We start from the raw sequence: 13,857 nt of genomic DNA on the forward strand, positions 1-13,857 counted from the left end.
GGCCGAGTCGTTCCCGTCCGACGGCGACGTCGCCGAGGGCAAGCGCCTCGACGTCACCGGCACCACCGACGGCGACTGGTCCGAGGTGCTGCGCGACGGCAAGGCGCGCTGGGTGCTCACCTCCGCGCTGTCCGCCGACGAGCCCGGCCTCTCGTCGGCCCCCTGCCCCGGCGGCTCCGGCGTCGAGAGCGGCCTGCGACCCAACACCGTCGCCGTGCACCGCGCGGTGTGCAAGCAGTTTCCCGACGTCCAGGCCTACGGCGGCATGCGCTCGGACGGCATGCACGGCCAGGGCCAGGCGCTCGACATCATGACCGCCGGCGCCGACGGCGACGCGATCGCCGCCTGGGTGCGCGAGAACGCCTCCGAGCTCGGCGTCACCGAGGTGATCTGGAAGCAGCGGATCTGGACGACGCAGCGCGCGTCCGAGGGCTGGCGCAGCATGGAGGACCGGGGGTCCGCCACGGCCAACCACTTCGACCACGTGCACGTCACCACCGGCTGACGCACGCGACTAGGTGTTGGCGCCCCGGGCGTCGACGGGCCAGCGGTCGACGACCTCGCCGCCGCTGACGACGGTCATCGCGGCCGACAGGTTCACCGCCGTGCACACGTGGTTGGGCACCAGCTGCAGCCGCGAACCCAGGGCCGGCAGGGACCCGTCGTCGGGCCAGGCGACGACGGCGTGGTGCTCGCGCAGCCCGGTGATCCGGGCGGCGGGCTCGGACAGCACCCGTCCGTGGCCCGAGACCCAGGCGGGACGGTCCGGGCCCATCACCTTCGCGCCCGCGTCGAGCACCACCACGCCGTCGCGTCGGTGCACCACCGTGCCGACGGCCGTCAGGGCGACGTCGTCGAGGGCGCAGTGCCCGAGCTCGACCTGCTGGGCGTCGCCGTGGACGTACACGCCGGGCCGCAGCTCGGTGAGCACGCCGGTGTCCGACGACTCGAACGACGGCGTGCACCCGCCGCTGACCACCGACACGTCGTGGCCGGCCGCCTGCACCGCGTCGCGGGCGACGCCGAGCGCCTGCGCCTCCTCGCGCGCCGCACCGGCGGCGTTGCCGGGGCCGTAGGCGTGGCCGGGGAAGGTGAAGACGCCCCGGACGCCGAGCGGAGCGGCCGCGTCGGCCACCGCAGCGGCCTGCTCGGGCGGGCAGCCGCTGTGGTGCAGGCCCGAGTCGACCTCGACGACCACCTCGACGCCCGACCCGGCGAGGTGCCGCGCCGCCGACGTCGCCCCCTCGACGCTGTCGACGCCGATCGCCAGGCGCACCCGTCCGGCCAGCTCGCGCAGCCGGCGTGCCCGGTCGTCGTCGAGCCCGAGCGGGTACGCGACGAAGAGGTCGTCGACGCCGCCGGCGGCGAACGCCTCCGCCTCGGCCACGGTCGCGACCGTCAGCCCCGCGGCTCCGGCGGCGAGCTGGCGGCGCGCGATCTCGTTGCTCTTGTGCGTCTTGGCGTGCGGACGCAGCGCGACGGCGCGCTCGGACGCCCACGCCGCGCCGCGCGCGATGTTGGCGTCCAGGCGGTCGACGTCGACCCGCAGGTACGGCGTCGGCTGCTCCGCGTCCACGTCAGGCCGGGGCCTCGGTGAGGTCGGCCGACCAGCCCGTGTGGAAGGAGCCGTCGACGTCGGTGCGGCGGTAGGTGTGCGCGCCGAAGTAGTCGCGCAGACCCTGGATCAGGGCCGCGGGCAGGCGCTCGGCCCGCACCCCGTCGTAGTAGGCCAGCGACGACGAGAACGCCGGCGTCGGGATGCCGACGGTGGCCGCGTGCGCGACGATCCGGCGCCACGCCGGCAGACCGTCCTCGACGGCGCCGCGGAAGTAGTCGTCGGCGAGCAGCAGGGGCAGCTCGACGTCGCGCTCGTAGGCCTCGCCGATGCGGTCGAGGAAGCGGGCCCGGATGATGCAGCCGCCGCGCCAGATGCGCGAGACGACGCCGCGGTCGACGTCCCAGTCGAACTCGGCGCTGCCGGCCGCGATGTGGTCGAAGCCCTGCGAGTAGGCGATCACCTTGGACGCGTACAGCGCGCGGCGGACGTCCTCGACGAACGCGTCGCGGTCGGTGATCTCGCCGTCGCCGGTGCCGGCGGGCAGGCCCTTGGCCGCCTCGCGCTGCGGCACGCCGCCGGACAGGGCGCGGGCGAACGTCGCCTCGGCGATGCCGGTGATGGGGACGCCGAGGTCGAGCGCGTTCTGCACCGTCCAGCGGCCGGTGCCCTTCTGCTCGGCCTGGTCGAGGACGACGTCGACGAACGGCTTGCCCGACTGGGCGTCGACGTGGGCGAGCACCTCGGCGGTGATCTCGATCAGGTACGAGTCGAGGTCGCCCTCGTTCCAGGAGCCGAAGATCTCGGCGATCTCGCCGGGCTCGGCGCCGAGGCCGTGCCGCAGCAGGTCGAACGCCTCGGCGATCAGCTGCATGTCGGCGTACTCGATGCCGTTGTGCACCATCTTGACGAAGTGGCCGGCGCCGTCGGGGCCGAGGTGCGCGCAGCAGGCCTCGCCGTCGACCTGTGCGGCGATCGACTCGAAGATCGGGCCGAGCTTCTCGTACGCCTCGGCCGACCCGCCGACCATGATGCTGGGGCCGTTGAGCGCCCCCTCCTCGCCGCCGGAGACGCCGGCGCCCACGAAGTTCAGGCCCTTGTCGCTGAGCTCCTGCTCGCGGCGGCGGGTGTCGGGGAAGTGCGCGTTGCCGCAGTCGACGACGATGTCGCCCTCCTCGAGCAGCGGGGTCAGCTGCTCGATCACCTTGTCGGTGGGCTCGCCGGCCTGGACCATCACGATCACGGCGCGCGGCGTCTTGAGCGAGGCGACGAACTCCTCGAGCGTCTCGGACGGGACGAAGTCGCCCTCGTCGCCGTGCTCCTCCACCAGCGAGTCGGTGCGGGACTGGGTGCGGTTGTGCAGGGCCACCACGTTGCCGTTGCGAGCGAGGTTGCGTGCGAGGTTGCGGCCCATGACCGCGAGGCCGGTGACGCCGATGTCGGCGCGAGCGTCGGAGGAGGAAGTCATGGATCCATCCTGCCCAGCCGTGGACACGGCGCAAGGCGGGGCCGATGCTGGGACGGTGACGACCCCCACACGCACGATCCTCGTCGTCGGCGCAGGCCCGGTCGCCGACGCCACCACGCAGCTCGGGGCGGTGATGGGGTGGAAGGTCGAGCACACCGACGCGTCCGCCGCGCAGCAGGTCTCGACCCTCGGCCCGGACGACGCCGTCGTCGTGCTGAGCCACGACCCCGAGGTGGACGGGCCGACGCTCGCCGCCGCAGTCGCGTCCGACGTCGGCTACGTGGGCGCGATGGGCTCGCGCCGCACGCAGGAGCGTCGACGCGAGTGGCTCGCCGGCGCGGGGGTGGACGTCGACGCGCGCGACCGCATCCACGGACCGGCCGGCCTCGACATCGGCGCCGACACCCCCGCCGAGATCGCGCTCGCCGTCGTGGCGCAGGTGGTGGCGCTCGCTCGCGGCGCGTCCGGCGTGCAGGGCGTCGACGAGCGAGGCGGCCCCATCCACCCCGACAAGCCCGAGGGCGGCGACTGCCCCTGCGGGTGACGCAGCGAGCCGCCCCCAGTGTCTCGGGTCACCGGGGGCGGCTCTGCGTCGAGGATACAAGGCCGAGGGGTCACCACGGCCGGGTGCCGCGGCAGCCGACCGATGAGTTGTCGGTGGCTCAGCGGCCTCTGGGCCCCTGAGGCACCGACTGCTCCTGGGACGCGACGCTCAGCCGCGCCGGGTGGTGATGTCGGAGAGGCCGTCGGCGTCGTCCTGGTAGGGCTCGTCGCCACGCTTGCCCGACAGGATGCCGCCCTCGGAGCCGTCGAAGCTGAAGGCACTGGTCACCAGGGTGCCCGCGTCGGCCCCGAAGCAGGACTGCGGCACGACCACGCGGACGTACCCGCGACGACCGGCCTTGCCCCGCGCGGCGGCACCCGGGCAGCCCACCTTCTGCAGACCGCTGTCGCCGTCGAGGTCGAGCCGCTCCAGCGTCGGGGAGTAGCGGCCGCGCGACGTCGGCAGCACCTGCAGGACGTAGACGGCCTCGGGCTCGCCGGCCGGCGAGATGAAGGCCGCCAGGGCGGTGTGGCCCCGCCGCACCTTCACGAACCGCAGCGTCAGGGCGTACGCGGCGCGGTTGTTCTGCACCTTCGCCGAGCGGACGTCGATGTCCGCGGCGACCTCGCCCACCTTGTCCTTGCGGACCTTGGTCTGGGCCGACGCGGGGGCGCCGGCCAGGCCGACCGTCACCGCGACGGTCAGCACCACGAGGAGGAGCCTGCGCACGCCGATCACCCGCGCCGCGTGGTGATGAACGAGTCGACCACGTCGTTGGTGTCGGACGTGGGCTCGTCACCGCGACGGGCTGCTCGCATGGCCGTGCGGAAACCTGCGTCGCGCTTGTCGAAGGTCCCGACGAGCGCGGCCAGCGTGCCAGCCGCCGACCCCAGACAGCTCTGCGGGACGGTCGTGCGGACGTATCCGCGCGCACCTCTCTCGACCCGTGAGGTCAGACCGGGGCACGAGACCCGGTCCTCGTCGTCGAGCTCGCTGCCGAGGTCGAAGAGCTGGGTGGAGTAGCGACCGCCGGAGATGGGGATGGTGGCGACGCCGTAGATGGTCGCGTCGTCCGGGTTGCCCGCACCCGCCGGGAGCAGGAGGACGACCGTCCCGGTCACACCACGCTGCACCCTCTGCACGCGGACGGTCACCGCGTAGTTGCGCGAGTTGTTCTGGACCTTCGCCGAGCGGATGTCGACGTTCGCCACGGCGTCGCCGATCTTGTCCTTGCGGACCTTGGTCTGGGCCGACGCCGGGGCGCCGGCGAGGCCGACCGTCACCGCGACGGTCAGCACGACGAGGAGGAGTCTGCGCACGCCCATCACCCGCGCCGCGTGGAGATGGGCGAGTCGATGAAGTCGATGGGGATCTCGTCGTCGGACAGGTCGCCGCGGAGCGACTGGCGCACGGCCAGGCCGGAGGCGATCGCCTTCTTGTCGAAGGACGTGACGGCCATGACCTGTCTGCCGGCGTCGGCACCCAGGCACGACTGCGGCACCACGACCCGGGCGAAGCCGCGCGTGCCGCGCTTCCACCGCGCTGAGAGCCCCGGGCAGCGCACCCGCTGCTCGTCGAGGTCGTCCAGGCTCTGCGAGCCGTCGAAGGAGATGCGCACGAGCCGGGCCGAGTATCGGCCGCCGGAGACCGGCTCGCTCGAGAGGCTGTAGAAGGTCAGGGTCGAGTCGGAATCGGTCAGCTCGTCGAGGGAACCTGGCAGGAAGGACACCGCGAGCGACGTGCGTCGCTTCTGCACCTTCTGGAAGCGGACGGTGACGGCGAGCTTGCTGGCATTGTTCTGCACCTTCGCCGAGCGGATGTCGACGTTGGCCGGGGCGTCGCCGATCTTGTCCTTGCGGACCTTGGTCTGGGCCGACGCGGGGGCGCCGGCCAGGCCGACCGTCACCGCGACGGTCAGCACGACGAGGAGGATCCTGCGCACGCCGATCACCCGCGCTTCACGGTGACGAGGTGCTTGAGGGTGTCGACGCGCTTCGCGGCGCGGCCGCCGGAGTCGGTGACGTCGCGGTTGTCGTAGACGACGGGCCAGACCTCGAGGGTGCCGGCGTCGTCGCCGAGGCACGACTGCGGCACGACGACGCGGGCGAGGCCGCGTGCGCCCTTCTTCCACGTGGAGCGGACGCCGGAGCACGGCACGACCGTGGAGTCCTTGCCGTCGAGCTTGAACAGCACCGTGCGGTAGCGCCCCTTCGAGATCGGGTAGCTGTCGACGACGTAGCCCTGGTCGTACTTCGTGCCGCGCGGGGTCAGGTAGGAGTAGACGGCCGTCCGCCGCTTGGTGACCTTGGTGAAGCGCGTCTTGACCACGATCGCGTTGTCGCGGTTGCTCACCACGGCGGACCGCAGGTCGAAGCTCGCGGCGGCGTCACCGACCTTGTCCTTGCGGGTCTTGGTCTGGGCCGAGGCCGGGCTCGCGACCAGCCCGACGGCCACCGCCGCCACGACCAGCACCATCAACGCACGCTTCATCTGTCCCCCGAGGTCGGTGAGGCCGCCGCGGTGGCGACCGGACCGTCAAGGTAGGGGACGGATCGTCCCGGCGTCCGGAGAAACCGGACATCGGTACGACGACGTCACGTCCAGCGCGCCACCGAGACCGACTCGCCCAGCTCGGCCTCGGCGCGGGCCACCGCGAAGGCGCCGGGGTTGACCAGGACGGTGCGGTCGCTGGCCCGCATCAGCGGCAGGTCGGCCAGGGAGTCGGTGTGCACCACGACGTACGGCGGCCGGATGCCCGCCGCGAGCAGGCCGGCGAGCTTGCCCTCGTGGTAGTTGTGCGGCCCGAGCCCCAGGAACGGACCCGTCGACGACAGGCCGGACGCCACCAGCTCGGCCTCGGCCAGCCCCACGCCGTCGAGCAGCGCGCGGGCCAGCGGCTCGGCGGACGCCGTGGTGACGACGACGCGCTCGCCGTCGGACAGCCGGCGGCGGGCCTCGGCGACGGCCTGCACGGTGATCCACTCGCGGTGCGAGGCGAACTCGCGCCCGACCTCGCGCAGCCGCTCCTCGACCGCCTCGCGGTCGGCGCCGAACATCGCCACCTGCACCAGCGCCTTGGCCGGGATGCGACGCAGGCCGGGCGCGCGCCTGGTCAGCCCGATGCCGATCAGGCCCGGGATCGACGCCGGCACCCGCCACCAGTCGCGGAAGAGCACCTGGCTGACGTAGCGCGTCATCGTGTCGCGGTGCGTCAGCACCCCGTCGAGGTCGAACAGGGCGGTCGGGCGGGGTGCGTTCGTCCCAGCAGGCATGGGCGCCATCCTGCCCCACGGCCCCGGACGCGTCAGGAACCGACCTTGGCGATCGCCTCGTCGATGAGCGGGACGTACTGGTCGATCATCCACGGCACCGTCAGCGGGTTGATGATCGACGACGCGGTGACGAACGACTGGTCGGTGCTGACCACCGTCGACCCGCGCTCGATCGCCGGGATGGACGCGTAGACGGGCTGCGCCTCGACCTCGGTCTTGTTCTTGGGGTCGGAGTAGAAGGTGAAGATCAGATCGGTGTCCTCGAAGTCCGCCGCGTTCTCCAGGCTCAGCACGGCCGAGTCGGTGCCCTCGGTCTCCTCGAACGTGTCGACCACCGGGTCGAGCCGCAGCCCCATCGTGCGCAGCATCGACACGCGCTGCTCGTCCTCGAGGAACGCACCGAGCGTGCCCGGCCCGGTGTTGTAGAGGTAGGCGAACGTGTGCTCGGCGTACTCGGGGTGCTCGTCGGCGACGGCCTCGAGCCGGTCGGTGATGTCGGTCTTGAGGTCGTCCGCCCGGTCGGCCTTGCCCAGCGCCGTGGCGACGGTGTCGATCTGCTCGTCCCAGTCGGTGCTCCAGGCGAGATCCGGGTAGGCGACGGTCGGCGCGATCTTGCTGAGCAGGTCGTACTGGTCCTGGGTGATGCCCGACCAGACCGCCAGGATCACGTCCGGCCGCTGCGCCGCGATCTCCTCGACGTCGAGCTGCTCGGACGGCTTGAGCAGCGTGGGCAGGTCGTCCCCGCGCTCGGTGACGGCCTCGTGCACCCACGGCAGGTAGCCGGTGTCGTCGGCGCCCCAGTCGTAGCGCTCCATCGCGACCGGCGTGGTGCCGAGCGCGATCGCGGTCTCGGCCGACCCCTGGCCCAGCGTGACGACGCGCTGGGGCTCGTCGGTGATCTCCGCGGTGCCGAGCGAGCTCTTCACGCTCACCGGGAACGCACCGGAGGCCGACCCGGCGGCGTCGGTGCCGTCCTCGCTCCCGGACCCGCACGCGGCGAGCGACAGGACGAGGGCCGTCGCGGCGACGGCGGGCAGGGCGCGGGGGCGACGCAGGAGCGAGCGCAGGGACATCGGGGACCTTTCGGACTGTGGTCAGGGCAGCCTTACCTAAGCATCCCGAGCGGTGAGGTCGCCACCCCGGGACCTGTGGCGTGGCCCACAGCCACCGTCCACCAGCCGCGCCACCGCCCCGCCCGTACCGTGGAGCGGGTGACTCGACGACGACGCTGGCTGGTGGTGGCCGTCCTCGCGGCGGCCGTCGTCGCGGCCCCGTACGTCGGCAGCGCCGTGCCCGTCGGCGACCCCGACCTGACGCCGGCGCAGGTGGCGGCCGCGGTGCAGGGCTCCGCCGACGTCGAGCACTCCGGCTACGTGGAGTCCGACGGCGCGATCCAGGTGCCCGAGGCCGACAGCTTCGAGGGCATCGCCACCCTGCTCGGCGAGCGCAACCGTGTGCGCGTGTTCTGGCGCGGCGGCGACGACTGGCGCGTCGACCGCGTCCGCAGCACCGGCGAGACCGACCTGTTCCACCGGCCCGAGGGCACGCTGCGCTGGGTCTACGAGTCGGGCAACGCGACGGTGACGCGCGCCGCGCCCGTCCGCCTGCCCGACACGTCCGACGTCCTGCCCGGCCAGCTCGCCCGGCGCGTGCTGGCCGGTGCACGCGCTTCCGAGCTGTCGGCCCTGCCGGCCAGGCGGGTGGCCGGGCGTGACGCAGCCGGCGTGCGGCTGCGCCCCGCCGACGCCCAGGCCAGCATCGACCGCGTCGACGTGTGGGCCGACGCGAAGACCGGCCTGCCGCTCGAGGTGGAGGTCTACGCCGACGGCGAGGCGCGTCCGTCGCTGTCCACCCGGTACGCCGAGGTCGACCTGACGGCGCCCGCCGCGTCCACCACCGCCTTCGACCCGCCCCCGGGCACCGACGTGCGCTTCGACGAGACGATCGACGTCGCCGACGCGTCCAACGCCTTCGCGCCCTACCGCGCCCCAGACGAGCTCGCCGGGCTGACGGCCCGCGCCGGGCGTCCCGACCTGCCGACCCGCGCCGTGGGCGTCTACGGCCGCGGGCCCACGGTGCTCCTGTTCATCCCGCTGCGCGGGCGGGCGGCCGAGCCCCTGCGCGAGCAGCTGCGGCGCACGCCGGGCGTCCGCGAGACCACCAGCGGCACCGGGGTCGACCTCGGCCCGCTGTCCATCCTGGTGACCCCCGAGCGTCGGCGCGGCAGCGGCTTCCTGCTCGTCGGCACCGTCACCCCCCAGACCCTGGACCGCGCCGCGTCCGAGGTCGCCGACCTGCGAACGAGGTTCTCGTGATCCGCACCCAGGGCCTCACCAAGCGCTACGGCGCGGTGCGCGCCGTCGACTCGGTCGACCTCGACGTCCGCGACGGCGACGTGTTCGGCTTCCTCGGCGCCAACGGGTCGGGCAAGACGACCACGGTGCGCATGCTCCTCGGCCTCGTCCTCGCCACGTCCGGCGAGATCGAGCTGCTCGGCGAGCCCATGCCCAGGGCGGCGATGACGGTGCTGCCGCAGGTGGGCGCGCTGGTCGAGGGCCCCGCGGCGTACCCGCACCTGTCGGGCCGGGCCAACCTGTCGCTGCTCGACGGCGCCGGCAGGGGCACCCGGGCCCGCGGTCGACGCGCGCGCGTGGCCGACGTGATCGAGCAGGTGGGCCTGGACCCCGGCGACCGGCGCGGCGTCCGCACCTACTCCCTGGGCATGCGCCAGCGCCTCGGCCTCGCGTCCGCGCTGCTGCGCAGGCCGCGCCTGCTGGTCCTGGACGAGCCCACCAACGGCCTGGACCCGCAGGGCATCCACGAGATCCGCGAGCTGCTGCTCGAGCTCAACCGCGCCGGCACCACCATCTTTCTGTCCAGCCACCTGCTGTCGGAGGTGGAGCAGCTGTGCACGCGCGTCGGCGTGCTCGACCGCGGACGCCTCGTCGTCCAGGACGACATGGCGGCGCTCAGCGGGCCCACGGGGCGCACGGTGGTCCGCACCCCCGACGCCGCACAGGCCGTCCGGCTGCTCACGGCGCAGCTGGTCTCGGCCGACGGCGACCGTCTCGTCGTCGACGACCCCGACTCCGCCGCGGTCAACCACCGCCTCGTCTCCTCGGGCGTGCGCGTCCGCGAGGTCGGCCCCGAGCTGCGCGACCTCGAGCAGGTGGTGCTCGCCGCCAGCAGCGACGAGCGGCGCGAGCAGGACACCGTCGTCGACGCTGGGGTGGTGGCCTCGTGATCCGCGTCGAGCTGGTCAAGATGCTGCGCCGCCCGCGCACCTGGGTGACGATCGCGATGCTCAACGCGCTGCCCACGCTCGTCGCGGTGCTGCTCGCGCTCACCGACGTCGGCCCGCGTCCGGGCACCGGACCGGCGTTCCTGTCCGCGGTGCTCACCGACGGGACGCTCTTCCCGCTCGCCGCACTGGCCATCGTGCTGCCGCTGTTCCTGCCGGTCGCGGTCGCCGTCATCGGCGGCGAGGCGATCGCCGGCGAGGCGCAGACCGGGACGCTGCGCTACCTGCTCGTGCGCCCCGTCGGCCGCACCCGGCTGCTGGTCGCCAAGATGGTGAGCGTGGTGGCGTTCGTGCTGCTGGCCGTGGTGGTCGTGGCCGTCGTCGGGTACGTGGTGGGCCAGCTGCTGCTGGGCGACGGCGACCCCAGCGGCGCCGTCGCGAGCGTGTCGGGCACCTCGCTCGACAGCACCCAGATCGCGCAGCGCACCCTGCTCGCCCTCGGGTACGTGACGCTGTCGATGCTCGGCGTCGCGGCGCTCGCGCTGCTGCTGTCGACGTTCACCGACTCGGCCATCGGCGCGGCGCTCGGCACCGTCGCGTTCCTGGTGGCGTCCACGGTCCTGCTCGGTCTCGACGCCGCCGACGCCCTGCAGCCCTGGCTGCCCACGCGGTACTGGCTCGCGTTCGTCGACCTGTTCCGCGACCCCATCCTGTGGCGCGACGTGGTGCGCGGCGTGCTGCTGCAGGGCGCCTACCTGCTCGTCTTCCTCGGCGCGGCGTGGGCGAACTTCACCACCAAGGACGTCACCAGCTGACCGACGGCGCCCGACGGCTCAGCGGCAGGGGACGTCGCGCGGGGCCTGCGGCGCGGACGTGCCGAGCACCGAGGTGAGCATCGCCAGGGTGACAGGGTCACCGGGGAGGTCGCCGTGGGAGGCGCGCTCGTCGGGGCAGAGGTCCTGCACGAGGACGTTGACGTCGGCGCCGTCGAGCTCGGCGGAGTCGGTGGGCGTGACCACCTGGTCCGACGACGAGCGGACGGTGGCCCACAGCGGGCCGTCCGGCGTCTCGTCGCCGCCGTTCAGGCGTCGGAGCAGGTCGCTGTCGGGCGTCAGCTGCTCGCACGCCACCGGGCAGCCCACCGCCTGCGTCGCGAGAGCGGCGACGCTGGTGCCGTGGTGGGGCGAGCCGACCGTCAGCACCCGCCGCGCCTTGGCCGCGCCGCCGTGGTCGCGCACCCACAGCCGGGCCACGACGCCGCCGGCGGAGTACCCGACGACGTCGACCGACGCGGCGTCCTCGCGCTCGATCACGCCGTCGACGAACGCGGTGAGGCGCTCGGCCTGGGCGTCGAGGTCGCCGGTGTTGTCGTCGGCGGGAGGCAGCACGGCGACCTCGCGCCCCTGGTAGCCCAGCGCGAGCACCAGCGGCCGGAGCGCGGTGGTGCCGCCGCCGTAGCCGGGCACCACCACCACGGGGCCGGGCTCGGACTGCGGCACCGCGTCCGGGGCGGTCAGCGTCCGCGACACGACGACCGCCGCGACGGCGAGGACGACGAGCCCGAGGAGGGCGGCCACCGCGACCGCGAGCCGGCGTCGGGCGGGGGGCAGCGAGTCGAGCACGGGCCCATCGTCCCCCGTCACACCAGGAGCGGCGCGTCGGTCAGGCGGCGGGGGCGTCTCCGCCGACGTCGACCACCCGGTCGTGACGGTCGGCGCGTGCCGCCGTCGAGGCCGCCGGCACGATGACGTCGAGCGCGTTGCGGTCGACGGTGAACGTCTGCGGCGTGGACGTGACGACCTCGCCGTCGACGTTGATCGGCAGGTCGGGGTCGGTCCGCACCTCCACCGCGCGGGTGGTCAGGTGCAGGACGTTCTCGTGCTCGACGAACGAGCCGTCCTTGAGGAACCGCGCGATGCTGACGTGCTCGCGCCAGTGCCCGCGGGTGATGGCGTACACGTCGAGCAGGTGGTCGTCGATGCCGGCGGTGGGCGAGACGGCGTTGCCGCCGCCGTAGTAGCGGCCGTTGCCCACGGCCACCTGCAGGAGGTCGTCGAGGCGGACGGTCTCGTGGTCGCCGGCGGGGAAGACGAGCTCGGCCGAGAACGGCTGGTGGCTGCGGTAGGCCTTGACCGCGGCGAGCGGGTAGGCGATCGGACCCAGCCTGCGCTTGAGGACGGGGCTGAGCGCCCGCGTGACGCCCACCGACAGGCCGAGCGAGGCGACGTTGAGGAACGGCAGCCCGCCGACCCGCCCGAGGTCGATGTCGACCACGACGCCCTGCGCGATCGTCTCGCAGGCGGCCGCCAGGTCGGTGGGCAGCTCGAGCGTGCGGGCGAGGTCGTTGGCCGTGCCCAGGGGGAGCACGCCGAGGACGGCGCCGCTCCCGGCGACGACGTCCACGACGCTGCTGACCGTCCCGTCACCGCCGCCGACCACCACGAGGTCGATGCCGTCGGCGACCAGGTGCTCGACCGTCTCGGACAGTCGGCTCGCGTCCGTCACCGGGTACGACTCCTCCAGCGGGACGCCCAGGTCGACGAGCCGGGTGTGCGCGTCGTCGTAGGCGTCCGCGCCGCGTCGCGAGGCCGTGTTGACCACGAGAGCAGCACGGGTGGGGCGGAACGGGTCGGTCATGGCTCCACGATAGTGAGGCTTTCTGAGCGTCCGGTGAGCGATCGATGAGAGGTTCGTGAGCCGGGCGCGTCCTCCAGGTGCCCCCTACGATCGGTGGCGATGACCCCGCCGTCCGCGCGCCGCCGCAGCACCCTCGCCTGGGTGCTCCTGGTGGCTGCGCTGCTGGTCGGCGTGGCCTCGATGCACACGCTTGCGGGCGTCGTCGACGCGCCGTCCGCCGCGTCGACGGGCTCGCCGCACGACGCCGGGCACGGGCCGGCCGCCGCGGGCGAGCCGGCCGGTCACCACGGCGGCACCGCGTCCGCCGGGCTGATGGGCGTCTGCGTGGCCGTGCTGACGGCGGCCGCGGTGGTGCTGCTCGTGCTGCTCGGGCCCCGCGCCGGACGCGGGCGCTGGGTGCCCCGCGGCCTGCTCGCCGGTGTGCCGCGTCCACCGCTGGCGCGCCTGCCCCGGCCACCCGATCTCGCCGTCCTGTCGGTGCTGCGCTGCTGAGGGGTACCCCGCCCCCGCACCCGCACCACCCAGCCGACAGGAAGGCACCACCCATGAACCGCACCCGCACCGTGGCCGCGCTCGCGCTGGCCCTCGTCCTCGCGCTCGCCGGCTGCTCCGGCGGCGACGACGAGCCCACGTCCTCCGCCGGCTCCGACGCCGCGCGGCACAACGCCGCCGACGTCACGTTCGCCCAGGACATGATCCCGCACCACCGCCAGGCCACCGAGATGGCCGGGCTGGTGGCCGAGCGCTCCACGAACGCCCAGGTGGAGCAGCTCGCGACGCAGATCCAGCAGGCCCAGGAGCCCGAGATCATCGAGATGTCGGGCTGGCTGGAGGACTGGGACGAGGAGGTCCCCGCGCCCGACGCCGCCGTGGGCGACATGAGCGGGATGATGAGCCCCGAGGACCTCGAGCAGCTGGCCGGACTGACCGGCGAGGCGTTCGACCGGTCGTTCCTCACCCTGATGATCGCCCACCACGAGGGCGCGATCGAGATGGCGAGGACCGAGGCCGAGGACGGCGAGAACGCCGACGCCGTCGCCCTCGCACGCAGCATCGAGGCCACGCAGAACGACGAGATCGAGACCATGCGCGGGCTGCTCGGCGGCTGACGGACGGGGCGGGCCGTCGCCCGCCCGGCCA

17 protein-coding genes are annotated in these 13,857 nt (G+C 73.9%); 7 read left to right on the top strand and 10 right to left on the bottom strand.

Annotated elements, in window-relative coordinates:
* The coding region (locus ACI6PP_RS15490) for a VldE C-terminal domain-containing protein (RefSeq protein ID WP_476712941.1) at nt 1–505 on the top strand (505 nt) is incomplete at its 5' end.
* 9 nt (nt 506–514) lie between these two features.
* Here ACI6PP_RS15490 and ACI6PP_RS15495 read toward each other — a convergent pair.
* Together ACI6PP_RS15495 and gndA are read right to left on the bottom strand one after the other, a co-directional pair.
* The gene (locus tag ACI6PP_RS15495; protein WP_421112507.1) at nt 515–1,576 is read right to left on the bottom strand and encodes an alanine racemase; all 1,062 of its coding nucleotides are present in this window, start codon (nt 1,574–1,576) and stop codon (nt 515–517) included.
* Nucleotide 1,577: 1 nt separating this feature from the next.
* Nucleotides 1,578–3,023 (bottom strand): NADP-dependent phosphogluconate dehydrogenase, encoded by a 1,446-nt coding sequence (gene gndA / locus ACI6PP_RS15500; RefSeq protein WP_421112508.1) that lies wholly within the window; start codon nt 3,021–3,023, stop codon nt 1,578–1,580.
* A 55-nt stretch (nt 3,024–3,078) separates the two neighbouring features.
* Between gndA and ACI6PP_RS15505 the strand changes: the two genes are divergently transcribed.
* On the top strand, nt 3,079–3,567 hold the full coding sequence (locus ACI6PP_RS15505; RefSeq protein WP_421112509.1) for an XdhC family protein: 489 nt from the start codon (nt 3,079–3,081) through the stop codon (nt 3,565–3,567).
* A 168-nt stretch (nt 3,568–3,735) separates the two neighbouring features.
* On the opposite strand, the gene ACI6PP_RS15510 is transcribed toward ACI6PP_RS15505, so the two are convergent.
* The 6 genes from ACI6PP_RS15510 to ACI6PP_RS15535 all read right to left on the bottom strand — a co-directional run bounded on the left by ACI6PP_RS15510 (nt 3,736) and on the right by ACI6PP_RS15535 (nt 7,912).
* Nucleotides 3,736–4,296, bottom strand: a complete 561-nt coding sequence (locus tag ACI6PP_RS15510; RefSeq protein WP_421112510.1) for a hypothetical protein — start codon at nt 4,294–4,296, stop codon at nt 3,736–3,738.
* A 5-nt stretch (nt 4,297–4,301) separates the two neighbouring features.
* Nucleotides 4,302–4,886, bottom strand: a complete 585-nt coding sequence (locus ACI6PP_RS15515; protein ID WP_421112511.1) for a hypothetical protein — start codon at nt 4,884–4,886, stop codon at nt 4,302–4,304.
* 5 nt (nt 4,887–4,891) lie between these two features.
* Entirely contained in the window at nt 4,892–5,509 is a 618-nt protein-coding gene (locus ACI6PP_RS15520; RefSeq protein ID WP_421112512.1) for a hypothetical protein, read from the bottom strand.
* Between the two features lie 5 nt (nt 5,510–5,514).
* Nucleotides 5,515–6,057 (bottom strand): hypothetical protein, encoded by a 543-nt coding sequence (locus ACI6PP_RS15525; RefSeq protein WP_421112513.1) that lies wholly within the window; start codon nt 6,055–6,057, stop codon nt 5,515–5,517.
* 104 nt (nt 6,058–6,161) lie between these two features.
* The gene (locus ACI6PP_RS15530) at nt 6,162–6,839 is read right to left on the bottom strand and encodes a haloacid dehalogenase-like hydrolase (protein ID WP_421112514.1); all 678 of its coding nucleotides are present in this window, start codon (nt 6,837–6,839) and stop codon (nt 6,162–6,164) included.
* 32 nt (nt 6,840–6,871) lie between these two features.
* A complete protein-coding gene (locus ACI6PP_RS15535; protein ID WP_421112515.1) occupies nt 6,872–7,912 on the bottom strand; it encodes an iron-siderophore ABC transporter substrate-binding protein in 1,041 nt (346 codons plus the stop codon).
* 138 nt (nt 7,913–8,050) lie between these two features.
* On the opposite strand from ACI6PP_RS15535, the gene ACI6PP_RS15540 reads away from it, so the two are divergent.
* The 3 genes from ACI6PP_RS15540 to ACI6PP_RS15550 are packed head-to-tail and all read left to right on the top strand — an operon-like array spanning nt 8,051 to nt 10,895.
* The gene (locus ACI6PP_RS15540) at nt 8,051–9,154 is read left to right on the top strand and encodes a LolA-like protein (RefSeq protein ID WP_421112516.1); all 1,104 of its coding nucleotides are present in this window, start codon (nt 8,051–8,053) and stop codon (nt 9,152–9,154) included.
* Nucleotides 9,151–10,083, top strand: coding sequence for an ABC transporter ATP-binding protein (locus ACI6PP_RS15545; RefSeq protein WP_421112517.1), 933 nt, complete (start codon nt 9,151–9,153; stop codon nt 10,081–10,083). Before ACI6PP_RS15540 ends, ACI6PP_RS15545 begins: the two co-directional genes overlap by 4 nt.
* Nucleotides 10,080–10,895 (top strand): ABC transporter permease, encoded by an 816-nt coding sequence (locus ACI6PP_RS15550; protein WP_421112518.1) that lies wholly within the window; start codon nt 10,080–10,082, stop codon nt 10,893–10,895. Before ACI6PP_RS15545 ends, ACI6PP_RS15550 begins: the two co-directional genes overlap by 4 nt.
* An 18-nt stretch (nt 10,896–10,913) precedes the next feature.
* Here ACI6PP_RS15550 and ACI6PP_RS15555 read toward each other — a convergent pair whose 3' ends face one another.
* Nucleotides 10,914–11,702, bottom strand: a complete 789-nt coding sequence (locus ACI6PP_RS15555) for an esterase/lipase family protein (RefSeq protein ID WP_421112519.1) — start codon at nt 11,700–11,702, stop codon at nt 10,914–10,916.
* 40 nt (nt 11,703–11,742) lie between these two features.
* Nucleotides 11,743–12,717, bottom strand: a complete 975-nt coding sequence (locus tag ACI6PP_RS15560) for a lipid kinase (protein WP_421112520.1) — start codon at nt 12,715–12,717, stop codon at nt 11,743–11,745.
* Nucleotides 12,718–12,816: 99 nt separating this feature from the next.
* Between ACI6PP_RS15560 and ACI6PP_RS15565 the strand changes: the two genes are divergently transcribed.
* A complete protein-coding gene (locus ACI6PP_RS15565) occupies nt 12,817–13,209 on the top strand; it encodes a DUF6153 family protein (RefSeq protein WP_421112521.1) in 393 nt (130 codons plus the stop codon).
* A 53-nt stretch (nt 13,210–13,262) separates the two neighbouring features.
* Nucleotides 13,263–13,826, top strand: coding sequence for a DUF305 domain-containing protein (locus ACI6PP_RS15570; protein WP_421112522.1), 564 nt, complete (start codon nt 13,263–13,265; stop codon nt 13,824–13,826).
* Nucleotides 13,827–13,857 lie beyond the last annotated feature (31 nt).

It is taken from the genome of Solicola agrisoli (genome assembly GCF_049059935.1).
Lineage (GTDB): Bacteria > Actinomycetota > Actinomycetes > Propionibacteriales > Nocardioidaceae > JAURVT01.

Excerpts from the sequence above, each read along its gene's own strand:
- ACI6PP_RS15560 (WP_421112520.1), bottom strand. The coding sequence starts at position 12,717 with ATGACCGACCCGTTCCGCCCCACCCGTGCTGCTCTCGTGGTCAACACG.
- ACI6PP_RS15530 (WP_421112514.1), bottom strand. The coding sequence starts at position 6,839 with ATGCCTGCTGGGACGAACGCACCCCGCCCGACCGCCCTGTTCGACCTC.
- ACI6PP_RS15535 (WP_421112515.1), bottom strand. The coding sequence starts at position 7,912 with ATGTCCCTGCGCTCGCTCCTGCGTCGCCCCCGCGCCCTGCCCGCCGTC.
- gndA (WP_421112508.1), bottom strand. The coding sequence starts at position 3,023 with ATGACTTCCTCCTCCGACGCTCGCGCCGACATCGGCGTCACCGGCCTC.
- ACI6PP_RS15565 (WP_421112521.1), top strand. The coding sequence starts at position 12,817 with ATGACCCCGCCGTCCGCGCGCCGCCGCAGCACCCTCGCCTGGGTGCTC.
- ACI6PP_RS15525 (WP_421112513.1), bottom strand. The coding sequence starts at position 6,057 with ATGAAGCGTGCGTTGATGGTGCTGGTCGTGGCGGCGGTGGCCGTCGGG.
- ACI6PP_RS15570 (WP_421112522.1), top strand. The coding sequence starts at position 13,263 with ATGAACCGCACCCGCACCGTGGCCGCGCTCGCGCTGGCCCTCGTCCTC.